18 protein-coding genes, 1 tRNA gene and 2 pseudogenes are annotated in these 23,587 nt (G+C 71.8%); 8 read left to right on the top strand and 13 right to left on the bottom strand.

Annotation, left to right across the window (positions count from 1 at the left end; translation table 11 throughout):
- Nucleotides 1–6: 6 nt before the first annotated feature.
- A complete protein-coding gene (locus tag AMK19_RS24075; protein WP_073815197.1) occupies nucleotides 7–1,563 on the bottom strand; it encodes a transcriptional regulator in 1,557 nt (518 codons plus the stop codon).
- Nucleotides 1,564–1,897: 334 nt separating this feature from the next.
- Between AMK19_RS24075 and AMK19_RS24070 the strand changes: the two genes are divergently transcribed.
- From AMK19_RS24070 to AMK19_RS24055, 4 genes are all read left to right on the top strand, one after another.
- A complete protein-coding gene (locus tag AMK19_RS24070) occupies nucleotides 1,898–2,395 on the top strand; it encodes a hypothetical protein (protein WP_241844551.1) in 498 nt (165 codons plus the stop codon).
- A 157-nt stretch (nucleotides 2,396–2,552) separates the two neighbouring features.
- The gene (locus tag AMK19_RS24065; RefSeq protein ID WP_073815195.1) at nucleotides 2,553–3,122 is read left to right on the top strand and encodes a DUF6232 family protein; all 570 of its coding nucleotides are present in this window, start codon (nucleotides 2,553–2,555) and stop codon (nucleotides 3,120–3,122) included.
- Nucleotides 3,119–3,478 carry a hypothetical protein gene (locus AMK19_RS24060; RefSeq protein WP_073815193.1) on the top strand — a complete coding sequence of 120 codons (360 nt, stop codon included), beginning with the start codon at nucleotides 3,119–3,121 and terminating at the stop codon, nucleotides 3,476–3,478. Before AMK19_RS24065 ends, AMK19_RS24060 begins: the two co-directional genes overlap by 4 nt.
- A 113-nt stretch (nucleotides 3,479–3,591) precedes the next feature.
- Nucleotides 3,592–4,476 (top strand): spermidine synthase, encoded by an 885-nt coding sequence (locus AMK19_RS24055; RefSeq protein WP_073815191.1) that lies wholly within the window; start codon nucleotides 3,592–3,594, stop codon nucleotides 4,474–4,476.
- A 16-nt stretch (nucleotides 4,477–4,492) separates the two neighbouring features.
- On the opposite strand, the gene AMK19_RS24050 is transcribed toward AMK19_RS24055, so the two are convergent.
- The 6 genes from AMK19_RS24050 to AMK19_RS24025 form a co-directional block, all read right to left on the bottom strand.
- Nucleotides 4,493–5,053 (bottom strand): Uma2 family endonuclease, encoded by a 561-nt coding sequence (locus AMK19_RS24050; RefSeq protein WP_073815190.1) that lies wholly within the window; start codon nucleotides 5,051–5,053, stop codon nucleotides 4,493–4,495.
- 93 nt (nucleotides 5,054–5,146) lie between these two features.
- Nucleotides 5,147–5,824 carry a hypothetical protein gene (locus tag AMK19_RS24045; protein ID WP_143200362.1) on the bottom strand — a complete coding sequence of 226 codons (678 nt, stop codon included), beginning with the start codon at nucleotides 5,822–5,824 and terminating at the stop codon, nucleotides 5,147–5,149.
- A 76-nt stretch (nucleotides 5,825–5,900) separates the two neighbouring features.
- On the bottom strand, nucleotides 5,901–7,346 hold the full coding sequence (locus AMK19_RS24040; RefSeq protein WP_073815187.1) for a GH1 family beta-glucosidase: 1,446 nt from the start codon (nucleotides 7,344–7,346) through the stop codon (nucleotides 5,901–5,903).
- A 62-nt stretch (nucleotides 7,347–7,408) separates the two neighbouring features.
- Nucleotides 7,409–8,323: a carbohydrate ABC transporter permease gene (locus AMK19_RS24035; RefSeq protein WP_073815185.1), complete on the bottom strand. Its 915-nt coding sequence runs from the start codon at nucleotides 8,321–8,323 to the stop codon at nucleotides 7,409–7,411.
- A 1-nt stretch (nucleotide 8,324) separates the two neighbouring features.
- Nucleotides 8,325–9,284 carry a carbohydrate ABC transporter permease gene (locus AMK19_RS24030; protein WP_073815184.1) on the bottom strand — a complete coding sequence of 320 codons (960 nt, stop codon included), beginning with the start codon at nucleotides 9,282–9,284 and terminating at the stop codon, nucleotides 8,325–8,327.
- 108 nt (nucleotides 9,285–9,392) lie between these two features.
- Nucleotides 9,393–10,715: an ABC transporter substrate-binding protein gene (locus AMK19_RS24025; RefSeq protein WP_073815182.1), complete on the bottom strand. Its 1,323-nt coding sequence runs from the start codon at nucleotides 10,713–10,715 to the stop codon at nucleotides 9,393–9,395.
- Nucleotides 10,716–11,149: 434 nt separating this feature from the next.
- Here AMK19_RS24025 and AMK19_RS24020 point away from each other — a divergent pair, with 434 nt between their 5' ends.
- Entirely contained in the window at nucleotides 11,150–12,214 is a 1,065-nt protein-coding gene (locus tag AMK19_RS24020; RefSeq protein WP_073815181.1) for a LacI family DNA-binding transcriptional regulator, read from the top strand.
- A 181-nt stretch (nucleotides 12,215–12,395) separates the two neighbouring features.
- Here AMK19_RS24020 and AMK19_RS24015 read toward each other — a convergent pair whose 3' ends face one another.
- From AMK19_RS24015 to AMK19_RS23995, 5 genes and pseudogenes are all read right to left on the bottom strand, one after another.
- Nucleotides 12,396–12,842, bottom strand: coding sequence for a DUF4442 domain-containing protein (locus AMK19_RS24015; RefSeq protein WP_073815179.1), 447 nt, complete (start codon nucleotides 12,840–12,842; stop codon nucleotides 12,396–12,398).
- Between the two features lie 239 nt (nucleotides 12,843–13,081).
- Nucleotides 13,082–13,157, bottom strand: a tRNA-His gene (locus AMK19_RS24010).
- 123 nt (nucleotides 13,158–13,280) lie between these two features.
- A complete protein-coding gene (gene orn, locus AMK19_RS24005; protein ID WP_073815178.1) occupies nucleotides 13,281–13,883 on the bottom strand; it encodes an oligoribonuclease in 603 nt (200 codons plus the stop codon).
- 635 nt (nucleotides 13,884–14,518) lie between these two features.
- Nucleotides 14,519–15,742 (bottom strand): annotated as a pseudogene (locus AMK19_RS37440) (helix-turn-helix domain-containing protein); the annotation flags it as partial.
- A gap of 1,099 nt (nucleotides 15,743–16,841) precedes the next feature.
- Nucleotides 16,842–17,789 (bottom strand): HAD family hydrolase, encoded by a 948-nt coding sequence (locus tag AMK19_RS23995; RefSeq protein ID WP_158071942.1) that lies wholly within the window; start codon nucleotides 17,787–17,789, stop codon nucleotides 16,842–16,844.
- A gap of 1,027 nt (nucleotides 17,790–18,816) precedes the next feature.
- On the opposite strand from AMK19_RS23995, the pseudogene AMK19_RS23990 reads away from it, so the two are divergent.
- From AMK19_RS23990 to AMK19_RS23980, 3 genes and pseudogenes are all read left to right on the top strand, one after another.
- Nucleotides 18,817–19,254, top strand: a pseudogene (locus tag AMK19_RS23990) (universal stress protein); the annotation flags it as partial.
- Nucleotides 19,255–19,635: 381 nt separating this feature from the next.
- On the top strand, nucleotides 19,636–21,234 hold the full coding sequence (locus AMK19_RS36615) for a DUF7507 domain-containing protein (protein WP_198953426.1): 1,599 nt from the start codon (nucleotides 19,636–19,638) through the stop codon (nucleotides 21,232–21,234).
- 208 nt (nucleotides 21,235–21,442) lie between these two features.
- Nucleotides 21,443–22,243, top strand: a complete 801-nt coding sequence (locus AMK19_RS23980) for a bestrophin-like domain (RefSeq protein ID WP_073815172.1) — start codon at nucleotides 21,443–21,445, stop codon at nucleotides 22,241–22,243.
- 95 nt (nucleotides 22,244–22,338) lie between these two features.
- Here the strand turns inward: AMK19_RS23980 and AMK19_RS23975 are convergent, their stop codons facing one another.
- The gene (locus AMK19_RS23975; RefSeq protein ID WP_073815170.1) at nucleotides 22,339–23,529 is read right to left on the bottom strand and encodes an acyl-CoA dehydrogenase family protein; all 1,191 of its coding nucleotides are present in this window, start codon (nucleotides 23,527–23,529) and stop codon (nucleotides 22,339–22,341) included.
- Nucleotides 23,530–23,587: the final 58 nt, after the last annotated feature.

Below are 23,587 nucleotides of genomic sequence, written 5' to 3'. Positions count from 1 at the left end.
GGAGGGTCAGGCTGCGACCGTGCCGTCGTAGCCCTCCAGGAACTCCCGCACCTCCGCCACGGAGGAGTGCCCGCGCAGACGGTCCGCGGTGTGCGCCAGCATGCCGCGGATCCGCGCCGAACGGACCTGGTCGAACATCGCCACCGCCTCCGAGCCCTGCAGTGCCGCGCCCGCCAGATCGCCCCGGCCCAGCCGGTCGTGCGCCAACTCGGCAAGGTACAGTGCCCGGTTGCGGACGAAGTGCGGCAACTGGAGCTCCACCGCCTGCTCGGCCCGGGTGCTCGCCAGCTTCCAGTCGCCGAGCGCCGACCAGCACTGCGCCTCCTGACCGGCCAGCTCCGCCTCCCCGAAGAAGGACATCCACTCCGGATCGGCGTCCTGCGGCCCCCGGTCGAACAGCGTGTACGCCCGCTTCAACGCCTGCCGGCAGGCCCCCCGGTCGCCGAGCAGGGCCCAGCCGTTGGCCTCGCGCAGCGCCAGCAGCGACTTCAGCCGGTCCGAGCCCAGCCCCACCGCCGCGGCCTGCCCGGCCTGGGCGGCCCGCAGCGCCTCCCGGGGGTGGCCGGCCTCCCGCGCCAGGAAGGAGCTGTTGCTGAACACGTGCGCCTCCAGGCCCGCGTCCTGCGCCATCCGGGCCGTCGCCAGCGCCTCCGAGTAGAACGACCTGGCGTCCAGCATCCGGTTCGAGTCGTGCGCCAACCAGCCGACCGAGATGGCGAGTTCGCCCGCGCCGCACTGCAGGCGGCGCTCGGTGGCGGCGTTGTACTGGCCGTCGTTGAGCAGCACGTAGGCGCTGCGCAGCGACTGGCCGGCCAGCTCGAACAGGTTGTCCGCGCCGTGCACGTCGTCCAGCAGCCGGATGTTGCGGACCGCATCCTCGACGCCGCGCACCTCGGCGGTGCCGACCCGGTGGCGCTCCGGGACCAGCGGGTTGGCGGGCAGCGGCGGGGCCGCGGACGGGGGTGAAGCGGCGGGCAGGCGATCCACACCGAGCGCGGCCGCCACCGCAGCAGGGGCACCGTTCAGGAACGTACGGCGAAGCACGTCGTCGCTCTCCTCGTCAGACCGATGCGACCGGTCCGACGGGCCCGCCGGGGTGGCGGGCCGGGCGGCCGGATGGATGGGTTGGTGCGTGGATGTGCTCGTGGTGGGGCGGGCGGCCGACTGCTCGACGGCCGTTTCTGCGGTCCCTGTCCTTGCCGGTTCTGCGTGCGTTGGTGCGGTTGGTGCGGTTGGTGCGGTTGGTGCGGTCGGGGCGGTGTTCGGCGCGGCCTTCGGTGCACGGGGGACCGCCTTGCGGCGGGCGAACCCGAGGTCCGTCATCGACTTGGTCGGCCACATGTGCCGGAACACTCGCTGGTAGGCGTAGTTGGGGCAGCGGATCTCGCCGGACTCCACCCGGCCGATGTAGCGCGCGTCGCACGACACGTGCTCGCCGATCTCCCGGGCGGCGCGGCGGACCAGCGTGGCGAACTCCCTCGGTGAGAGGTCGCCGCGCAGTTCCCGCATCGCCTGGTTGGGGACGTACGCCGGACGGGGCTCGCCGATCCGCGTGGCTGCCATGCTGAACTCCGAGGTCGTACCGGCGCGGTCGCGACGGCCTCGGGGGAGGGTCGCCGCGTCGCCACGACAGTACCCGCAGTTACTCGGCGTACACGGCGAGTTGTCGGGTGAGGGTGGGTCAATTCGGGACAATACGGACTCAGTTGCCGCGTTCCGCCATGAAATGCCATGGCTTGCCGTGTCGGAGGCCGTGGCCTGGACGGGTGGTCGCGCGTTGTCCTGATACATGGACGTCGGCGGTACGGGCCCCCTCCCGCGCCGGAGCCCCGACGCCCCGCCGGGCGACGGGGCGTCATCCGGTGTCCGCGCGACCCCAGGCGACAGGAGGTCCCCCATGGCCACCGGAGTTCCCCAGTACCGCAGCCCGACCGCCCCGGCCGTGCTGCCCGTCCCGTCGGCCTTCTCCGCCTGCCCGGGCAGCGGGCCGGGCGGTAGCGGTCCGGGTGGCGGCCCCGGCGGTGGCGGTCCGGGCGGTGGTGGAGGGGGGGTCGCCGGGCGGGTCGCCCAGTACGACACGGTGACGGTGCAGGTCCGGCACGGGCTGGAGGCGGTCGACATCCTGCGGCTGCGGCGCGCCTGCGGGGCCGTGCAGCAGACCTCCGGCGGATCCGCGATCGCCTTCCTCGTCCCGGCCGGCACCGCGTTGCGCTGGCACCTGCCCGGTTCGTCCTGTACCCCGGGGGCAGATCTGCTCCCGCCCACCGACCCGCGTTGGATCATCCCGCCCGCCGGTGCCCAGCCCTGCGCCCGCCCCACCGACGCCTGGGTGCTCCGCTCGGTCCTCTGCGAAGCCGCCACCACCCTCACCGCGGGCGGCCTGGGCCCGCTCTGAGCCGTCCCGGCGCGAAATGCCTGGCCGTGGCTGACAGGCACTCATATAGTGTCCGCCACGCCAGAATTGGGGGAGGGTTCGAGTGTCGCAGAACGTTCCTGGGCAGGTGCCGCCGACACCGCCGGTGCCACCGCCGTTGCCGCCCGCACCACCGCCGATGCCGCCCTTCCGCCCGGGGCAGATCGAACTCCGGATCGACCGGCGGACGCTGTGGATCGGCCAGGCCGCCTATCCGCTGCACAACATCGCCCGGGTGTTCCCGGTGGTCCTCACCCCGCGGTACGCGGAGGCCTTCGGACGCTTCGGTCGGCGGCTCGCGATCACGGTGTCGGTGGCGTTCGTGGTGGCCGCGATCGGGAACCTCTCGATCGAGATGACGCAGCGGTCGTCGACGCGGTCGGACAACGCGTCCTCGTTCACCCGGACGGTGGTGACGTTCGGAGTGATCGCCCTGGTCGTTCACGTCGTCAACCTGCTCCAGGTGGTGCTGCAGAAGCCCCAGCAGGCGGTCGCCATCGAGACCAACGGCACCTCGGTCGCCCTGATCACCGCGCCCGACGCGCAGCGCCGACTGGCCCTGACCCAGCACATCGCCGCCGCCATCGACGACCCGGCGGCCGGCCTCACCGTCCACGTGGACACCCTGTCGATCAACCCGGCGCACTACTACTTCGGCGACACCGTCAACGTCCACGGCACCGGCAACGTCGGAAGGATCACCCTATGAGCGGCGAGCAGCACTTCTACCTCGGCAACGTCACCAACGTCAGCGGCAGCGGGAACATCGGCTCGGTCAACTTCGGCGGCTCCGCGCAGCCCGGCCCCGAGCAGCTCGCCCTGCTCCGGGCGCTGGTCGCCGACCTGCGCCGGCACGTTCCGGAGCCGGAGGCGCAGCGGCTGGACGAGACGCTCACCGACCTCGACCCGGCGAACGCGCCGGCCGGGGAGACCGCGGACCAGCGCGGGGCGCGGCTGAACCGGGCGCTGGAGACGGCGCGGCGGGTGGCCGAGACGGCGCGGAGCCTGGGGCCCGGGGTGGTCGAGCTGGCCAATCGGATCATCGGGATGGCGTCGGGGGCCTGAGGGCCGGGGAGTCGGGGCCTGAGGGCAGGGGCCTGAGGGCCGGGAGTCGGGGATGGCGGGGCGGGGGAGTCCGGTGCGCTGGAGGGTTCGGTCGATCACCGGATAATGGGCGCATGGGCCGCTCACGTACCACCCCCGCCCCCACCGTCCCCGGCCGCGTGCACACCGACGGCCCGCTGACTGCGAAGGTCGCCTCCGGCACCGCCGAACTGCGCCCCGACCGCGACCGGCCGCACGCCTGGCAGCTCGTCCTCGACGGCGCCCCGCAGTCACTCGTCGACCTCGCCGACCCGACCCACCTCGGCTTCGAGTACCAGCGGCGGATCGGCCACCTGATCGACCTCGCCGCCCCCGCCCGGCAGCCCGTCTCGGTGCTCCACCTCGGCGGCGGCGCCCTCACCCTGGCCCGCTACACGGCCGTCACCCGGCCGCGCTCCCGGCAGCAGGTCGCCGAGATCGACACCGCGCTCACCGAACTCGTCCGCACCGAGCTGCCGCTCGACCGCGGCTGGCAGATCCGGGTCCGCGGCGGCGACGCCCGCGCCGTCCTGGAACGCACCCCCGAGGACTCCACCGACCTGGTGATCGCCGACGTCTTCGCCGGCGCCCGGGTCCCCGCCCACTGCGCCACCGTCGAATTCGCCCGGCTCGCCGCGCGGGCCCTCACCGGCACCGGCCGCTACGTCGCCAACATCACCGACGGCGGCCAACTCGCCTTCGCCCGCGCCCAGGCCGCGACCCTGCTGGCCGTCTTCCCCGAGGTCTGCCTGATCGCCGACCCCGCGGTGCTGCGCGGCAAGCGCTTCGGCAACCTCGTCCTGGCCGCCGCCCACACCCCCCTCCCGCTCACCGACCTCACCCGCCGCCTCGCCGCCGACCCCGCCCAGGCCCGCCTCCTGCACGCCCGCGACCTCACCGACTTCCTCGCCGGCGCCACCCCCGTCCCCGACACCCAGGCCGTCCAGTCCCCACCCCCACCCCCGAAGGCCTTCGCCTGACCCACCGGCCCACCGCTCAGCGCAGCAGTACACCCGGATCGAGGTCGAACCGGAACGGTTCGCCGAGCGTGACGGTCTCGCCGGGCTCGACGGTGCGATCGACGTAGTCGCCGCGCTCCAGCCGCCCGAGGTGGAGCCGCAGCGCGGGGGCGAGGTCGAGGCGCCAGTACTGCGGGATGCCCGCTGCCGCGTACAGGCCGGGCTTCGTCCTGCGGTCGATGACCCGGGTGGACGGGGACGCGATCTCGATCGCGATCAGCACGTCGTCCGCGTGCAGGGCGGAACCGGCCTCGGCGGCGGCAGCTGCGTCGACGACGACCAGGTCGGGGATCAGCAGGCCGTCCGGGACGAGGACGTTGACGGCCTCCAGCACCTCGAACGGCGCTCCGGTGGCCGTGAGCGCGGCGTCCAGGAGTGCCCACAGCCGCGAGCTGGTGCGCTGGTGCGGGACACCGGGGTTCGGGCTCATCAGTAGAGCCCCCCCGACCAGCTCGATCCGATGGCGGGTGTCCTCGGGCAGGGCCAGGACGTCTTCGACCGTCCACGGTCCGAAGTGATCGGAAACGGCAACGCTCATGGTCCTTCCCACCTTCCTTCGACGCCGGTGAGTGGAGTGTCTCCATTGTCTCTGTCGGCGCTGGTCGGCGACACCCGTTGGCGGATCGAACGGTCAGTGGCCGCCCGGGAGGCCGCGGTGTTTGTAGGCGGCGGCGGCGGTGAGGAGGAGGCCGGCGGCGATGGGGAGGAGGACGGCGGCGGTGGAGTCGTCGTCGGGGGTGGCGGGGGCGGCGGCGGTGAGGGCGAGGGGCGCGCCGTGGTCGGGGGCGGCGGGCGGTGGGGCGGGCCGTTCGGGGGTGGTGGTGAGGTTGTCGACGTGCCGGCGGGACGGGAGCGGGGTGGCCGGATCGGGTGCGGGCTCGTCGGGTGCGGGGATCGGGGCCACCCGGTCGCCGGGGCGGCCCTCGGCGGGGTTGGAGCGGGAGGCGCGGCCGGCGTCGTCGGGGCGGTCCTGCCCGGGGACGGCGGAGAGCAGGCGGGCGGCGATGGCGAAGGCGTCGGGGCCGCCGGAGTGCTGGCCGGGGAGCGGGAGTTCGCCGCTGCCGAGGTGCTGCTGAAGGACGGTGCCGAGTTCGCCGATCGCTCCGTCCAGCAGGTCGTTCCCGTCCACGGGGGCGACGAGGGCGCGGGTAGTGGGGTCGAGGCCGGTCGCGTGGGCGTCGGCGGTGCCTATGGCCAGGCCCAGCAGCTGGACGGCGAGCATCCCGCTCGCCGCCAGCGCCCGGTGCCGGCCCCACCGGTGCCGGGGGGTGTCCGAACGTCGCGGCCGCTTCGCGTGGTTGGTTCGCACACCCGGGGAGAACGAGCGGGACCCCCGGCGGTCACGCCCGTCACTCACACTCCGTCACATCGTGGGGCGCGGGGTGTCAGTCGAGCCCCCCGCGCCGGATCACCTCCGTGTACCAGTGGGCGCTGGACTTGGGGGTGCGGCGCTGGGTCTCGAAGTCGACGTGGACGATGCCGAAGCGCTTGCTGTAGCCGTACGCCCACTCGAAGTTGTCCATCAGCGACCAGAGGTAGTAGCCGCGGACGTCCACCCCGGCGGCGATCGCGTCGGCCACCGCGGCCAGGTGCAGGCGGAGGTAGCGGATCCGCTCGGGGTCGTCGACCGTCCCGTCCGGGCCGACCACGTCCTCGAACGCGGCGCCGTTCTCGGTGACCATCAGCGGCAGGCCGAAGTCGTGGTGCATGCCGATCAGCGAGTCGGAGAGGCCGCTGGCGTCGATCGACCAGTTCATCGCGGTGACGTCCTCGTTGGCGAGGTGGAACACCACGTCCTCGGAGCCGGGCCAGGGGCTGTGCGGGCTGTTGCCGTGGCCGTCGTTGCGGGCGGGCTCGGGGGCCTCGGAGTCCTTCTGCGGGGCCGAAACGATCGTCGGGTTGTAGTAGTTGAGGCCGAGCAGGTCGATCGGCCGGCCGATCTCGGCCTCGTCGCCGGGGCGGACCAGCTCGTCCCAGTCGACGAAGGAGGCGGTGTCGGCCTTCAGGTCCGCCGGGTAGCCGCCGTTGAACATCGGGCCGGTCCAGATCCGGTTGCCGACCGCCTCGATCCGGCGGGCCGCCTCCAGATCCTCGGCGCTGTCGGTGAGCGGGCGGACCATGTGCAGGTTGAGCGAGACGGCGAGCTGCGCGGACGCGGGCAGGAGCTCGCGCAGCGCGCCGACGGCCAGGCCGTGGCCGAGGTTGAGGTGGTGGGCGGCCTTGAGTGCGTCGGCCGGGTCGGTGCGGCCGGGGGCGTGGACGCCGGAGCCGTAGCCCAGGAAGGCGCTGCACCAGGGCTCGTTGAGGGTGGTCCAGACCGGCACCCGGTCGCCGAGCGCGCGGGCGGCGTGCGCCGCGTACTCGGCGAAGCGGTAGGCGGTCTCGCGGACCGGCCAGCCGCCGGCCTGCTCCAACTCCTGCGGGAGGTCCCAGTGGTAGAGGGTGGCGACGGGGGAGATGCCGTGCTCCAGCAGGGCGTCGACCAGGGCCCGGTAGAAGTCGAGCCCGCGTTCGACGGCGGGTCCGCGGCCGGTCGGCTGGATCCGCGACCAGGAGAGCGAGAACCGGTACGAGGTGAGGCCGAGGTCGGCCATCATCCGGACGTCCTCACGGAAGCGGTGGTAGTGGTCCACCGCGATGTCGCCATTGTCGCCGTTCACCACCTTGCCGGGGGTGTGGCTGAAGACGTCCCAGATGGAGGGGGTGCGGCCGTCGTCGGCGGCGCCCTCGATCTGGTAGGCCGCAGTGGCCGTCCCCCAGTGGAACGCGGGCGGGAAGGCGACCCGGGGGGCCGAGGAGTGGGAGACGATGGTCGGATCGGTCGTGGTCATACGGGAGCGCTCCCATGGCTGAGGGGTTGGACGGGGCGGGCGTGCCAGGGTGTTCCGGACGGTCAGCTCTTGACGGCGCCGGAGGTGATCCCGCCGACAATGTGCTTCCCCAGAACGGCGAAGATCAACAGCAACGGCAGGGTGCCGACCAGTGCGCCGGTCATGATCACGGCCTGGTTGATGTCGTGGCCGGAGCCGCCGCCGATCGCCGAGAGGGCGACCTGCACGGTCGGGTTCTGCTGGGTGAGGACCACGAAGGGCCAGAAGAAGTCGTTCCAGGACTGGACGAACACCAGCATGCCGAGCACCGCCATGGCGGGCCGGGCGATCGGGAACACCACGTGCCAGATGACCCGCAGGCTGTTCGCGCCGTCCACCCGGGCCGCCTCGATCAGCTCGAACGGCAGCGCCTCGGACAGGAACTGGCGCATGAAGAACACGCCGAACGCCGCCACCAGCGAAGGCAGGATCACCGACTGCAGGTGACCGCTCCACTCCAGGCCGGTGACGATCCGGTACAGCGGGATCACGCTGAGCTGCGGCGGGATGGTCATGGTGGCGACCACCAGGGTCAGCAGCGCGTTGCGGCCGCGGAAGCGCAGCTTGGCGAAGGCGAAGCCGGCCAGCGTGGAGAACAGCACCGTGGACAGCGACACGCAGCCCGCCACGATGGTGGAGTTCAGCAGCGCGGTGCCCATGTCGGCCTGGTCCCAGGCGGTGGAGATGTTGTTCCACAGCTCGCCGCCGGGCACCATCGGCGGCGGCGACAGGGCCACCCGCTCACCGGTGTTGGAGGCCGCGACGAAGGTCCAGTACAGCGGGAACAGCGAGACCAGCGCGGCGACGCCGAGCAGCACGTAGGTGACCGGGCCGGCCTTGTCGTGCTCGCCCGCCTTGCGCCGGAACAGGCCGCGCGGGCGGGCCGGTTCGGCGTGCTTCGCCTCGCGGGGGGAGGGGGTGGACAGGGTGGTGGCCATGTCAGCCTCCCAGCTCGTTGCGCTTGCGGTAACGGGTGATCAGGAACTGCACCAGGCCGATCAGCAGCAGGATCAGCAGCATCGTCCAGGCCACCGCCGAGGCACGGCCCAACTGGCGCGACGGCCAGCCCAGTTCGTACATGTAGAGGCTGAGCGTCTGGAACTGGTGGGCCGAGCCGCCGGACACGCCGACGCCGCCTCCGAACAGCATCGGCTCACCGAACAGCTGGGTGGCGCCGATGGTGGAGACGATGATGGTGAACATGATGGTCGGCCGGATCGAGGGGATGGTGATCCGGGTGAACTGCTGCCACCGGTTGGCCCCGTCCAGACTGGCCGCCTCGTACAGGTCCTTCGGCACCGCCTGCATCGCGGCCAGGTAGATCAGCGCGTTGTAGCCGGTCCAGCGCCAGGTCACGATGGTGGAGATGGCGATCTGCGAGGGCCAGGTGTCGGAGTACCAGTTCGGGTGGAACCCGACCAGGTCCAGCATCCAGTTGATGAACCCGTAGTCCGGGTTGAACAGTTGGACGAACACCAGGGTCGCCGCGGCGATCGAGGTGGCGTACGGGGCGAGGATCGCGACCCGGAAGAAACCGCGGGCGCGCATCCGGTAGTTCAGCAGGTGCGCCAGCCCCAGTGCCGTCAGCAGCTGCGGGACGGTCGAGATCACCCCGATGGTGAAGGTGTTGCGCAGCGCGGTCCAGAACTGGTCGTTGGACCACAGGCGGGTGTAGTTGCCGAAGCCCTTCCACTCCATCACGTCCGGCTTGAGCAGGTCGACGTAGTGCAGCGACAGCCAGCCCGTCCAGACCAGCGGGAAGAGGCCGAAGGCGGCGAAACAGAGGAAGAACGGCGCGATGAAGGCGTACGGGGAGGCCTTCAGGTCGAACCGGTACAGGCGGGAGCGCCAGGAGGAGCGCGCGGCGGGCGGTGCCTCGGCGCGGACGTGGGTGGCCACTTGGGGTTTCCTTCCCGGAGGTGGCGAGGGGCGGCGGAACGGCGCCCGGCCGGGTGGGCGGACCCGGCCGGGCAGTAGGGACCGGCTACCGGCGCGTGCCGGCCCGGATCAGTGGCCGGTCTTGTCGGCGATCAGCTTGGTCACGTTCTCCCAGGCCTTGACCGGGTCGGTGCCGTGCTCCTCGATGTCGAGGATGCCGTTGTCGGTGATGATCGTCTTCACGTTGCCGTCCTGCTCACCGATCGGAGCCGGCTTGATGGAGGTGGCGGACGCGGCGAAGATCTGGCCGGTCGGGGCGTTGCTGAAGTACTCCAGCTTGGCGCCCTGGACGGCGGGCTGCTGCAGGCCGCCCACGGTGGAGGGCAGGTTGCCGACCTTGGTGAAGACCTTGGCCTGCTGCTCCGGCGCGGTCAGCCAGGAGGCCAGCTCGGTGGCCTCCTTGATGTGCTTGCCGGCCTTCGGGACGGTCAGGAAGGCGCCACCCCAGTTGGAGGCGACCGGCGCGGCGGCGACGTCCCACTTGCCCTTGCCGGCCTCGCCGCCGTACTTGCTGAGGGAGGAGGTCATCCAGGACGGGCAGACCACGGCGGCGAACTTGGCGTTCGCGACGGCCGCGTTCCACGGGTCCTGGAACTGGCGCAGGCCGGCGCTGATCTTCGCCTTCGAGGCGGAGACCGCGAGGTCCCAGGCGGTCTTCACACCGGCGCTGGTCTTGTAGACGAGCTTGCCGGAGGAGTCCGAGTACTGCTCCGGCTGGGCCGACAGCACGGCGTTGAACAGGCCGGAGGCCGAGTCGGTGAAGAAGGTGCCGGCCGGGGCGTTCTGCTGGTACTGCTGGCCGGCCGAGACGAACTTCGACCAGTCGCCCGCCCACAGCTTGCCGACCTGCTCGCGGTCGGTCGGCAGGCCGGCCTGCTGGAACAGGTCGGTGCGGTAGCAGATCGCCATCGGGCCGATGTCGGTGCCCAGGCCGATCAGCGCCCCGGACGGGGTGGTGGCCTGCTGCGACTTCCAGGGCAGCCAGTTGGAGGCGTTGACGCCCTCGGCCTTGCCGAGGTCGACGAACTTGTCGCCCAGGGTGTTGGTGGCCTGCGCGATGTAGCCGACCTCGACCGCCTGGATGTCGGACAGGCCGCTGCCCGAGCCCAGGTGGGTGGTCAGCGCGTCCCAGTACTTCTGGCCGTCCTGGGTGGTCTGGTACTTGATGGTGATGTTCGGGTGCGCGGCCATGTACTCGTCGTACAGGCCGGCCTCCTTGTAACCGAAGGTGCCGAAGTCGCCGACGGTCAGGGTGACCTTCGCGCTGGCGTCGCCCGAACCGCTGCCGGCGCTGTCCGAGCCGGACGAGCAGGCCGAGAGCAGCAGCGCGGACGCGGCCACGGCCACGGTGGCGAGGACGGCGGCTCTGCGAGGGCGGGAGGTGGTGCGCATGGGGCGAACTCCTTTGTCCGGGTGCTTGTCCGGGCGCTCTGCCCGGGGCGGGATCCGGGTCTTCCGGGGTGGATCGGAGGGGATCCGTGGGTGGTTCGGAGAGGTTTCGGGATGTTCTCTGTGCGCCGATTTCCGGCTACAGTGTGGGAGCGCTCCCACACTTGGCATGCCGGAAGGTTGCTCGGTCGCGGGGGTGAGTGTCAAGACATGGAGCCACAAACGTTGCCGGAGCGTTTCCGGGGCCACCGCCGGGCTTCGGGCCGCCCCGGGGTGGAACGGGGGCCGCCCGGACGGTCGTCCACCGCGCCGGACCGGCCACAATGAGCAGTCCGCGCGTCCGTACCCCGGTGCGGCCGCGCGGGGTGGGCCGGCTCCGGTGCCGCCCGTTCCAGCCGTTCCAGCCGTTCCATCCATCGAGACCAAGAGGTGCCGCGATGAGCCCGACCGCACAGCGCCCCGAAGCACCCCGCCCGGGCGCCGACGGCAGAGCCGGCGCGCGCCCCACCCTGGAGGAGGTGGCCGCGCTGGCCGGCGTCGGCCGCGGCACCGTCTCCCGGGTCGTCAACGGCTCGCCCCGGGTCAGCGCCAAGGCCCGCGAGGCCGTCCAGAACGCCATCGCCGAGCTCGGCTACGTCCCCAACCGGGCAGCGCGCACCCTGGTCACCTCACGCACCGACTCCATCGCGCTGGTCGTCCCCGAGGCCGAGACCCGGCTGTTCTCCGAGCCGTACTTCTCCGACATCATCAGCGGCGTCTCCGCCGAACTCGCCGAGACCGACATGCAGTTGCTGCTGATCCTGGTCCGCAACCCGCGCGAACGCGAACGCCTCTCGGCCTACCTGAGCGCCCAACGCGTCGACGGCGCACTGGTCGTGGCGGTGCACCGCGACGACCCGCTGCCGGCCCTGCTCGAGCGCCTGGAGATTCCCTCCGTACTGGCCGGCCGACGCGGCGACCTCGAACCGCTCAGCTACGTCCACGCCGACAACGCCGGCGGCGCCAGGATGGCCGTCCGGCACCTGCTGCGCCGCGGCTGCCGCCAGGTCGCCACCCTCACCGGCCCGCTGGACATGGAGGTCGCCCAGGCCCGCCTCGACGGCTACCGCCGGGCCCTGGAGGAGGCCGGGCGCAGCTACGACGAGGAACTGGTCGGCCTCGCCGACTTCACCGAGGAGGGCGGCCGGGTCGCGATGCGCGAACTCCTGGAGCGGCGGCCCGAACTGGACGGCGTGTTCTGCGCCTCCGACGTGATGGCGGCCGGCGCGATGCAGGTGCTGCGGGCCGCCGGGCGAAGGATCCCCGACGACGTCGCGGTGATCGGCTTCGACGACTCGATCATCGCCCGGCACACCGACCCGCCGATGACCAGCGTGCGCCAGCCGATCGAGGAGATGGGGCGCACGATGGCCCGGCTGCTGCTCGACGAGATCGCCGAACGCCCCCGGGCCCGGCGGCAGGTGGTGCTGGCGACCGAGCTGATCATCCGCGACTCGGCATGACGGCGGCGGGCTGGGGCGCGGGCTGGGTGCGGGCCAGGGTGGGTGCCTGGGCGCGGGTTGGCTTCGGGGCTTGGGCGTGGGTTGGGTGCGCGGCCGGGGTGGGTGGCCGAGGTGGGTGGTCGGGCCCGCGGTTCGTGGGCCCGGTTCGGGCCCCGGCGCGGGCCCGTGGCCCCGGTGTGGGTCAGGAGTTGGGGCGCAGCGTCCAGACGATCTCCAGCACGCCGGTGACGGCGCCGTCCTCGCGGGTGATCTCCACGGTGATCGGGAACTCGGGGCGCTTGCCCTCGTCCAGCTCGGCGAGCACGTCGGCGACCGGGCGGCCCAGCGTGGCCGTGGCCGTCACCACACCGCGGGCGAGCTTCTTGAACGAGATCTCGCCGACCGTGGGCAGCGGCACCGCACGCCCCAGCTGGTCGCCGAACGCGGCCAGCACGATCGCGCCGCTCGCCGACTCGGCCAGCGTGAACATCGCGCCCGCGTGCGGCCCGCCCACGTGGTTGCGGTACTCCGGCAGGTCGGGCAGCCGCAGCACGGCCCGCTCCGGGGTGGTCTCCAGGTACTCCAGCTGCAGGGTCTTCACCATCGGGACGGTGTCGGTGAGCAGCTGGCCGATCGCAGTAGTGGTCATGCCGCCGATGTTACTGACAGGTAGCTTCGCCGTCCACGGTCTCTCCGGTGCGGGCCCGCGGGTTGGGGCTGTCGCCCGGGCGGGCCCACTGCGCATCAGGCGACGAGGCGTCGGATCCGGCGGCCACCGACCGGCGTTGAGCGGCCTTGGCCGGTGTTGATGGGTGTTGAGCGACATCGGGAACATCGGGAACGCAAGAAGGGCCCTGGCCAATTCCCTTGGCCAGGGCCCTTCTTCGATGGGGTGAGCGACGGGACTTGAACCCGCGGCCACCTGGACCACAACCAGGTGCTCTACCAACTGAGCTACGCCCACCATCTGTCTGGTGCTTTCCCGCTTTCGCGTTCCCGCTCCGACAGGAAGAACTCTACAGGATGCCGAGGGGTGCTTGCGCCAGGGTTTCCCGGACCGCCCGGACCGCCCGGACCCGAGCTCTGGTCAGGCGGTCGGCACTTGGTGGCGGGCAGCGATCTCCCGAACGACGTCGGTGTCCGGGCCGGGCTGCGGGACGAACACCGCCTCGCGGTAGTACCGGAGCTCGGCGATCGACTCCCGGATGTCGGCCAGCGCGCGGTGGCTGCCGCCCTTCTGCGGGCTGTTGTAGTAGGCGCGGGGGTACCAGCGGCGGGCCAGCTCCTTGATCGAGGAGACGTCCACTATCCGGTAATGCAGGTGGCCTTCCAGCTCCGGCATGTCCCGGGACAGGAAGCCGCGGTCGGTGGCCACCGAGTTGCCGCACAGCGGCGTCTTGCCGGCCTCGGGCACGTGCTGGCGGATGTACGCCAGCACCTGCTCCTGCGCCTCGGCCATGGTGAGGCCGTCCGCGAGCTCGTCGAGCAGACCCGAGGCGGTGTGCATCTCGCGCACCACCTCGGGCATGGTCTCCAGCGCCTCGGCGGGCGGGCGGATGATCACATCCACACCCTCGCCGAGCACATTCAGCTCGGAGTCGGTCACCAGGGCGGCAACCTCGATCAGGGCGTCCCGATCGAGGTCGAGGCCGGTCATCTCACAGTCGATCCATACCAAACGGTCATTCACGCCCCTCACCCTACGGCGCGGTCACGCGCCCCCGACACTGCACGCGCCCCGTCCGGACCGAAGTCCGCCGTCCCGCGCGCCCCGCGCTCCGGCTCGGCCTCCGGGCGGTGCGCCACTCGCTGGCCCCGAGCGCTCGGCTGCTGACCGTCCGGCTCCTCCGCGACCGCATGCTCCACCGGCCGGTCCGCCCGGTCTGCCCGGTCGCCGCGGTCGCCGCGGTCCGTCCGGTCCGCGCGGTTCGGAACGCCGCTCCGGTCGGAACGGTCGGTCCGGTCGACCGGAGCCGCACCGTGGCCGCCCGGGTACGCCGCACTCGGCCGCACCGGCTGGCCGGTCGACGGCTGCGCGTGCGCATGCGCGGGCGGCGGACCCTGGTGGCCACTCGGGTACGGACCGCCGGGCTGCCCGTTCGGACCGCCGCCCGGGTGACCGGCCTGCGCTGCGCCCGCACCGCCGCCGACGGTCGGACGGCCCGCGTACCGCGGGTCGCCCGGACGCTCCGACGTCCGCGGACCGAACACCCCCGCCGGCGGACCCGACTGCGGCGGCACCATCGGACGCTGCCGAGGCCGCCCCGCCGCACCGGCAGGACCACCCACACCCGGCCCGCCCAGCCCCGAACCGCCCAGGCCCGAACCGCCCAGGCCCGGACCGTTCGGCGCGCCGAACGCCTGACCGGGCGTCATCCCGACGTTCCCCGGCAGGCCCTGGCCCGGCTGACCGTGCCCGCCCTGGCCCATCCCCGGAACACCCGGCGCACCGACCATCCGCTCGCCCGGGACACCCGGAGCGGGCATCGCCGAGTTGCCCGCCGCTGGACGGCGGGCCCGGAAGGTGGTCCGGTACGCGGCCGGCGAGACACCGAGCTGACGGCGGAAGTGACCACGCAGAGCCACCGGGGAACGGAAGCCGCAGCGGCGCGCGACATCGTCCACCGACAGGTCCGAGGTCTCCAGCAACCGCTGCGCCTGCAGCACCCGCTGGGTGATCAGCCACTGCAGCGGGGCACTGCCGGTGAGCGTGCGGAACCGGCGGTCGAAGGTGCGCCGCGACATGTAGGCGCGGGCGGCCAGGACCTCGACGTCGAACTGCTGGTTGAGGTTCTCCAACGCCCAGGTGACCACCTCGGCCAGCGGGTCGTTGCCGATCTCTTCAGGTAAAGACTGATCGATGTATTGGGCCTGACCTCCGCCACCGCGCCGGTTGGGCACCACCAGCCTGCGGGCGAGCGCATTGGCGGCCTCTGTACCGTGGTCGCTGCGGACCACATGCAGGCAGAGGTCGATGCCGGCCGCGGTACCGGCCGAGGTCAGTACGTCGCCGTCGTCCACGAACAGCTCGCGCGGATCGACGTGGACCCGCGGGTAGCGCTTGGCCAGCGTCGGTGCGTACATCCAGTGGGTGGTCGCCGGACGCCCGTCGAGCAGCCCGGCCGCGGCCAGGACGAACGCGCCGGTGCAGAGGCCGATGATCCGAGCCCCCTCGTGGTGCGCCTTGCGCAGGGCGGCGATGGCCTCGACGGGAGGCGGCTGCGAGATCGAACGCCAGGCGGGCACCACGATGGTGCCGGCCCGCGACAACGCTTCCAGCCCGTACGGCGCGGTGAGGGTCAGTCCGCCGGTGGTGGTCAGCGGCCCCTCCTCGCCGGCGCACACCAGCAGGCGGTAGCGGGGGACTCCGGCGTCCTGGCGGTCCACCCCGAACACCGACAGCGGGATCGAACTCTCGAAGATCGGCGCCCCACTGAACAGCAGCACCGCGACCGTCTCGCGCCGCCGCCGCCCCGCCAACTTGCGCGGCGCGCCCAGCACCCCCGGGCCGGTGGCGCCGAGCGCCTCGGAGCCGGAGCCTGCGTTCATGGGGGAGGAGTTGACCGGACCGGTGGCGAGACCGCCGTGCCCGGCGAGCGTGGAGGAGCCCTGGTGGGCTGCGGCCTGAGCGTGCTGACTCACAGTCAATCCACCGCTGCCACCGAAGGGTTGATGGGCGCTCGGTCCGACGCCGAGCGAACCGGCCGACGCACCACCGAACTTGCCGAGTCTCGCTCCGCCACCAGGAAGGCCCGACGGCTGGCGGCCGCCTTCAGGACCCGCGTCGCTCCTGCTCACCCTGCTCAAGGCGCTCCAGCCCCCTCGGTGGTGTGGTGGTCTCGGCTGCCGCTCTGCGAGCCAAGATCGAATCTACTTGGTGGACCGTTGCTGTTGTGACAAGTTCACCATCCGACGCTATGTCGACATGGCAATTTGGCGTGAAGCATTCGATCACGAAGCGTGGCACCCGTCGACCCCGCTGTGAAGGGGGCGCGGACAACCGTGGCTGGTTGTCGCACGACCCGTTCGTGATTCACCCACCAGCGGCGCACCCGTCGGCCGCTGTGTGCTGCGGCTTTGCCGGAACGGCGGCCCGGGACCGCAAGTTGGCCGAAAATATACGGTTCAAATCGGGGGCGTGAGCCTACGTCCTTAGCGCCGCAGCGCACACCTGAGCCAAGATCCCCGCGCCCCGTCAGCCCCCTGGCCCAACCCGAACCGGCCACCTCCGACCGCCTCCCACCTCACACTCCGTCACTTCGTACCCTCCATTCCCCTTCAACCCCACCAGTCCCTGTAACCCCACCTGCCCCACTGGCCCCATCGACCAACAGCCCCCACGAGGGCCGCGCGACACCGAGCCTTCGGCTGAACATTCGTCCGAATCCAACCCCCCGCAACGTGAGCTTCACGTACCCTCGGCGTCCCGGACGCAGGGTCGCGCCGCCCGGGCGGTCGGGGGCGAGGGAAGGCGGCGCGCCCAACTCCACTGACCAGTCGGTGTGTTGAGCGTCTGCGCGGGCATGCGGGCGCGCGGGCGGGCGAGCGGGGGAGCGGCCGGGTCGGGCGAGGCGCCCCTTCGCGGACGTGGTCGAGCCGGGAGGGGCAACTCGACCTGGGCGGGCAGGAGTTCGCACGCCGGACGGGATCAGCCGGCGGCTGCCGAGGTGTCGCTGCAGCGAACGTGGACGACCGGCTGCAGGGCGGACGGCCGGACCGGCGGAGCGGTGGGGGAGGCGACCGGCTTGGCGACCGGCTTGAGCGGCGTCAGCGGCACTGCCCGGGTGAACGGTGCAGGCTGAACGAAGGGCGCCTTCGGCCTGCTCAGGTTGGAGGAAGGAGCCAACCTGGACGCCGGGACGGCGATGCGAGTGCGGGGCGGGCGCTTGCGTCCGGGCGCCCCGGCGGCGAAGGTGCGGGCACCGGTGGGCTGTTCGGCCGCGCCGAGGACCAGGCGCACCGCCTCCGGAAGGTCCGGTGCGCTGACCGTCGGACGGTAACCGCGCTCGGCCCAGGGGCGACCGTGGTGCAGCCAGACACTGCGGAGCCCGGTGGCCTCCGCCCCCGCGATGTCGGACGGGCCGTAATCGCCGACCATCCAGGTCTGTGCGGTCCAGTCTCCCGTCGGCCGGAACCCGCAGCGGCGGGCCGCAATTTCGAAGATCAACGGGTCCGGCTTCACGCACCGGGCCTCCTCCGAGATGACCCAGCCGTCCACCATGGCGGCGAGCCCGGTGAGCCGGATCTTCTCCAGCTGGGGCAGCGTTCCCCCGTTGCTGACGATCCCCAGTGTCCAGCCCGCCTCCCGGGCCGCGCGTAACGCGCTCGCATGCGAATCCGGGCAGGCAATGTGGGAGTTGATGCTGTGACGGTAGTGCCCGAGCATCGACTCGACCGAGTGATCGATGCCGTAGCGACGCTTTGTCGCGCCCAGTACGGTGCTTCGCGGCACGTAACCACTGCCGTCGAGCATGACCAACCAGTCGAGGTCGTCGGCGGGCAGACCGTTCTCGGCGAGGAAGTCCTCCGCCCAGGCCCGGAATGCGGCATCCCTGGGCAGCAAGGTGTTGTCGAGGTCGAGCAGGAGCAGCGGCATGTCGAGCATGCTGCCAGCGGGTGCCTCGTATGCACGTGGCAATTGCCAAAGGCGAATCGAATTCCCCTGAATTGGCCGAATCCGGCTGGTACGCACCCAACTCCCACCATGATCGGCCGAATGCCATTTTCGCGCCCCACCAACTGCCCTTTGCGGCCCGGTCGATCGTTTACCGGCACCGTCCACGGGCAGGGGCGATCTCAGGCGATGACAGTCGGATCACGTTGTGTGCCTGCCCTGTTGCGCGTACCGCGGGTCGTCGGTCAAGCTCCATGGAACCCGCCGCAGGAGGGGCGCACGCGCCGGCGTGTGATTCCCCCACAAGCGGGAACCTGGTCGTACTGAGGGCTTCGCCGCCCGGTGCGGCCCATTCCGCGTCGTACTCTGAAAGGCACAGGTCGCCAACGGTGGTAGTCGTTTCCGAACGGTCCGCCGCCTCGGTCGTGCCTCCCTCCGGACCACGGCGGTCCGCCATCGTTTCCCCTTGTGCAGGCCCATCCCGGTTGAAGAGTTTTGAGCCATGGCTGGTCGAGAGCTTTCCGGTTCTGCCCACGGCAGTTCGAGGGACGACAGGTCCACTGCCGAGCGTCGCGGCACCCCGCCCGGGACTGACCCGGGACACCGCCCCGGCGCCGCTGTTCCTGGTGCCGATGTTCCAGGGGGCGGAGATCCCGTCGATGCCGTCCGCGAAGCCGAGGGCATTGACGGCGGCAGCGATGGCGGGGGCGGACGCGGTGGCACCGAGGGCGCGCCCGGCCGGCCCGACCGCTCCGACCGTTCCGGCTGGGCGAGTTGGGCGGCTCGGGTCGGGCATGCGGGCGTGTTCGGACGTCCTGCTCGCCGTCGGCGTCCGGACCGATCGGGGTCCGACGACCCCGGGCACCTCACTCCTGTCACTCCCGGCGCGGCGGCCGATCCTGCCGTCGCCGCACGCCCCGGTACCGCGGAGGACGCGATGACCGACAGTTCCCGTCCGGCCGTCGGCCGTCGTGGCGGCGAAGGCGAACCGCAACTCCAGGAACACGGCTCACGCGCCTGTGACCCGCAGTTCCAGCACGGCGTGGTGGTCGGCTTCGACGGCTCGCTCTCCAGCGAGCGCGCCCTTGCCTACGCCGTCGGCATGGCCCGCCGCTCGCAGTGCGGACTGGTGATCGTCCACGTCGCCAACCGCCTCCCCGCTACGGTCTGGGCCGGCTGCGAGCCTCCCGTGTTCGTGGACCTTCCCGACCAGCGCACCGAGATCCTCGGTCTCGAACTCGCCTGCGCCGACTTTCTCTCCGGGGTCCCCTGGATCCTGGTCGAACGGGGCGGGGACATCTGCCACGAGATCGAAGAGGTCGGCCGCGAGTACGCCGCGGACGCCATCGTGGTCGGCAGCACCCACGGTCTGCTCGGGAAGCTCTTCGGCTCGGTCTCCGGCCGCCTCGCCCGCCGCGCGAACCGCCCGGTCATCGTCATCCCCTGACCGTGCCGGCCGACCCCTTGGGCCGCGACTTCTTTGGCCTCATACATGCTGTGCGGAGTCGTCGGGTCATGGCCGGATGCGGGTAGAGGGAACCGGCCACCCACCGTGCGTTGCGGCCCGCGGCATCGGCTCGGCCAGCGCTCGGATACGGCCGAACGAGTCGTTCCGGCGCTACGGTGTGCGTCATATCAGCTGCCGAACCGGCGCATGGTGAACCATTCGTAGGTGACCCATCGTCATATCGGCCTACGGGCCGCCAGATGGCGTGCGGCAGCGAGCGCTGCCCGCTGTCCCATGTCGCCCTTACTCGGAGCAGCTCTCTTGGTGCCGGCCGCCCTCGGTGCTTGGACATCGGAACCTGGCACCACCCGAGGCGGGGAGGTGCACGACGCCCTGACCCTCAGCGTCAGCACCAACACCAGTACTGACCTCAACGTGCGGCTCCGCGCCGACGAGGTGGCCAGTCGGGCCTACCACCTCACCAACCACGCCGAGTACCAGCTGACCGACATCGTGCTGAACGACCCTCAACTGCCGGGCGGACAAGCCTCGTGCGAATCCGGTCGAAGCATCCCGCCGGGCGGCAGCCTCGACTGCACCGCCTCCTTCACCGTCGTCGGCGGCGCCCAGGCCGCTCAGGTCACTGCCACCGCCGAGGCCCCCAATCAGTTGCCCCAGGCCCACGCCGACGCATCCGCCGGCTACCTGGGCATCACTGCGGGCCTCAGCCTCATCCGACTGGGAGCGCCCACTGGCACAGGCCTGGCCCGCAGCCTCAGGTCCGTGCCGGAGGCGGTACCGGAGCAGGCCGCCGGCACCCGTCGTGCCGCGCCGAGAGCGCTGACCGAGGTCGGGGGAACCGTTGAACTCCGCTACCTCCTGGAGGCGTTCGGTGATGTCCCGATCACCGACGTCTCCGTGGTCGAGGGGCTGCCCGGCGTCGGAGCCGTGAGCTGCGCGGGCCCCGACGGCGGCCACACCCTCACCCCCGGACAGGGCGTCGAGTGCCAAGCCGGCGGTACCGCCCATCCAGGCCACCAGACCGGCACAGCGCACGCCGACGGCCTGGCGGACGACGCGACCGTCGGACCGGACGGCGCCCTCCAGGGGCCTCGCCGGGTCTCCGCCGATGCGCCCGGATCCTACGACGGACTCAGTCCCGCGCCTCCCGCCACGGCACCCGCAGGAGCACCCACCGCGCCCGGCGGAGGAACCGTCCCAGGCGCAGGCGCAGGCGCAGGCGCAGGCGTGGGTGCGGGCACGGGCGCCGGTGCTGGGGCAGGCGTCGGTGCGGGTGCGGGCGCGGGCGCGGCTCCAGGGGTTGTCGGCGGCACCGGCACCGGCACCGCCACGGGCGCTGGTGCGGCGGGTGCGGGTGCGGTCGGGGCCCCTGGTGCTGCCGCCCTGGGGGCAGGAGGTGCCGCCGCAGTGGCCGGAGCGGCGGCACCGGCCGGACTGCTTCCCGTACCCATCCCGGCTGGCGGGGCTGCTGCTGCCGCACCCGGGCAGCCCGCAGCAGTGGCCCCCGCAGCCCAGGTGCTGACGCCGTTCCTGCCAGGGGCGGCACCGGCGCTGATCCCCGGTGGCGCGGCGTTCGCGTTGCCGGCCTCGCCCTTTGCCGCACCGGGAACGCTTGGGTCCTCAACTGGGCTCAGCGGCAACCTCGTTGGGGTCGGTCAGGTGAACCCGGGCGGGGGGCAGCCGGGAGGTGGAGCGGCGTCCGGTCCGATTCCGGGCGCGACTTCCGGGCGGAGCGAGGGGACGAATACAGTGGCGAGCCCTGGAGCAGGCGCGTCCGCCGGCGGGCCGTCACCCGGCGGGCAAGCGCTGGCGAACGGGGACGAGGACTGGGCGCCGCAGGAGGGCGAGGAAAACCCCTGGGACATCACCGGGGTGATGGTGCTGCTGCTGGTGATCCTCCTTCCTGTGTTGTGTGTGCTGGCAGCAGCGTTCTCCGTTCGGGGCCGGTGGCGACGGTGAGCGCGCGCGGTGAGGTGATTCGACTGGTCGGTGGCGGGCCCGCTGTCCATCCGGCCATGCGCTGGGCTGTCGATGGCGCAACTGTTGTCGAGTCAAGGAGCGAGGAAGAACGCCAGGGCGCGTTCGCCGTTCGACCGGCGGCCGTGACGACCCACGGCAGGCCCGATGCCGCGTCGGGTGTTCCGGGCAGCGGGGACCGGTGGTGGCGATGCTGATCGTCGCCATTGCCGCCGTGTCGGGTGCGGTGCTCGCGCTGGTGATCGGCCTGCTGCTGGGGCGGACCCAGCGGGCGCGGGAGGGGTCCACGACACCGCAGGCACTGTCCTTCGCAGGGGCGGCGATCCTCGGCTTCTTCGCGCTTTTCCTCGGCTTCAGCATCGCCGGCACCTGGCAGCAGATGAACTCGGCCCGCCAGCACACCTACGAGGAGTCACGGGCTCTCGCGGAGGCCTACTGGAACGCCGGCGGCCTCCCGGCCGCCGACCGGGCGCAGGTGCGGGACCTGCTGCGGAACTACACCAGGGTGGTGATCGACGACGAGTGGGCGGCAATGCAGCACAACACCGGCAGTCAGGTCGCCTGGCAGGCGGTCGACCAGGTGCAGGCCGCAGTCGATCACGCCGCGGTGCAGACCGCTGCGGAGACGACCGCGCGGACCGACGTGTTGCACAGTCTGTCCGACGTCAACTCCATGCGGAACGCACGGCTCGGCGATATTCGTGCCTCCGTGCCGGTGGTGGCGATCGGTGGGCTGCTGGTGGGCGCAGTGTTCGTCCTGGCCACACCGTCGGTGATCGGGCTGATGGCGACCACGCGGAATCTGATGCTGATGTGCTTCGTGGGTGCCTCCGTGGCGTTCGGGGTGAGCATGGTGGCGGTGATGAGCGGACCGTTCTCCGGCGCGGTGCGGATCCAACCGACCGCGTTCCAACTGGCGTTGGAGCGCTTCGACCAGATCGACACCGACGCCAGGACGTCGGCTCTGCCGCCGTTGCTGTTCCAGCCCTGACCCGGCGAACCGGCCTGCGGGTGGATCCGGGATGCGGCGGTCCGGACCGGCCTGCAGGTGCCGGGCCGTCAGGAGGACCGGTCAGCGGGTGGAGTTCAGGAGTTCACGCCGAGCTCGCGCGCGATCAGCATCCGCTGGACCTCCGAGGTGCCCTCGCCGATCTCCAGGATCTTGCAGTCGCGCCAGAACCTGGCGACCGGGTACTCGTTCATGAAGCCGTAGCCACCGTGGATCTGGGTCGCCTCGCGCGCGTTGTCGACCGCGGCCTCGGAGGCGTAGAGCTTGGCAATGGCTGCCTCCTTCTTGAAGGGCTCGGAGTGCAGCAGCCGGGAGGCGGCGTCCCGCCAGGCCAGGCGGGAGGTGTGTGCGCGCATCTCCATGTCGGCGAGCTTGAACTGGATGACCTGGTTGGCGCCGATCGGCCGGCCGAAGGCGCGGCGAGTGGCGGCGTAGGACAGCGACTGGTCGACGCACCCCTGGGCCAGGCCGGTGGCCAGAGCCGCGATGGCGATGCGGCCCTCGTCGAGGATGCGAAGGAACTGGGCGTAGCCGCGGCCCCGGCGACCGAGCAGGTTGGCCGCGGGAACTCGGCAATCGGTGAAGGACAGTTCGCGGGTGTCGGAGGCGTTCCACCCGACCTTCGAGTACTTCTTCGAAACCTGGAACCCGGGAGTTCCAGTGGGGACGATAATGGAGGAGATCTCCCTCGTGGGCGAGTTGTTTACACCTTCGTCACTCGAATGTGTGATCGGTTCGGTCAGCGCGGTGACGGTCACCAGCCCGGTGATATCGGTTCCGGAATTGGTGATGAAGCATTTGCTGCCGTTGATCACCCACTCGTCGGTGGCCTCGTCGTAGCGGGCGGTGGTGCGGGTTCCGCCGGCGTCCGTGCCACCCTCGGGCTCGGTGAGACCGAACGCGCCGAGCATCTGCCCGGACGTCAACTTCGGCAGCCACTCGCGCTTCTGCTCCTCGGTGCCGAAGAGGTGGATCGGCATGGCACCGAGCGAGACCGCCGCCTCCAGGGTGATCGCGACCGAGGAATCGACCCGTGCCAGTTCCTCCAGGACCAGGCAGAGCGCGAAATAGTCACCGCCCATGCCACCGTACTCCTCGGGGAAGGGCAGCCCGAACAGGCCCATCCGCCCCATTTCCCGAATAATTTCGTACGGGAATTCATTCTGCTCGTAGTATTCGCCGATTTTCGGCGCAACCACGTCGTTGGCAAACTCCGCGACGGTGCGGCGGAGATCCTCGTAGTCACTGCTCAGCCGGTGGTCGAGCACGGGTGATCCTCCTGGGATCGAGGCCTGGTGGGCCGGGCGGGGGTGGTGGAGTCAGAGG

It is taken from the genome of Kitasatospora sp. CB01950 (assembly GCF_001905465.1).
In the GTDB taxonomy this organism is placed as follows: Bacteria; Actinomycetota; Actinomycetes; order Streptomycetales; family Streptomycetaceae; genus Kitasatospora.
Note: the sequence above shows the minus strand (reverse complement) of the source record. Positions and strands in the feature narration are given on the sequence as shown.

Excerpts from the sequence above, each read along its gene's own strand:
- AMK19_RS24075 (WP_073815197.1), bottom strand. The coding sequence starts at position 1,563 with ATGGCAGCCACGCGGATCGGCGAGCCCCGTCCGGCGTACGTCCCCAAC.
- AMK19_RS24070 (WP_241844551.1), top strand. The coding sequence starts at position 1,898 with ATGGCCACCGGAGTTCCCCAGTACCGCAGCCCGACCGCCCCGGCCGTG.
- AMK19_RS24065 (WP_073815195.1), top strand. The coding sequence starts at position 2,553 with ATGCCGCCCTTCCGCCCGGGGCAGATCGAACTCCGGATCGACCGGCGG.
- AMK19_RS24060 (WP_073815193.1), top strand. The coding sequence starts at position 3,119 with ATGAGCGGCGAGCAGCACTTCTACCTCGGCAACGTCACCAACGTCAGC.
- AMK19_RS24055 (WP_073815191.1), top strand. The coding sequence starts at position 3,592 with ATGGGCCGCTCACGTACCACCCCCGCCCCCACCGTCCCCGGCCGCGTG.
- AMK19_RS24050 (WP_073815190.1), bottom strand. The coding sequence starts at position 5,053 with ATGAGCGTTGCCGTTTCCGATCACTTCGGACCGTGGACGGTCGAAGAC.
- AMK19_RS24040 (WP_073815187.1), bottom strand. The coding sequence starts at position 7,346 with ATGACCACGACCGATCCGACCATCGTCTCCCACTCCTCGGCCCCCCGG.
- AMK19_RS24035 (WP_073815185.1), bottom strand. The coding sequence starts at position 8,323 with ATGGCCACCACCCTGTCCACCCCCTCCCCCCGCGAGGCGAAGCACGCC.
- AMK19_RS24025 (WP_073815182.1), bottom strand. The coding sequence starts at position 10,715 with ATGCGCACCACCTCCCGCCCTCGCAGAGCCGCCGTCCTCGCCACCGTG.
- AMK19_RS24020 (WP_073815181.1), top strand. The coding sequence starts at position 11,150 with ATGAGCCCGACCGCACAGCGCCCCGAAGCACCCCGCCCGGGCGCCGAC.
- AMK19_RS24015 (WP_073815179.1), bottom strand. The coding sequence starts at position 12,842 with ATGACCACTACTGCGATCGGCCAGCTGCTCACCGACACCGTCCCGATG.
- AMK19_RS23995 (WP_158071942.1), bottom strand. The coding sequence starts at position 17,789 with ATGCCGCTGCTCCTGCTCGACCTCGACAACACCTTGCTGCCCAGGGAT.
- AMK19_RS23980 (WP_073815172.1), top strand. The coding sequence starts at position 21,443 with ATGCTGATCGTCGCCATTGCCGCCGTGTCGGGTGCGGTGCTCGCGCTG.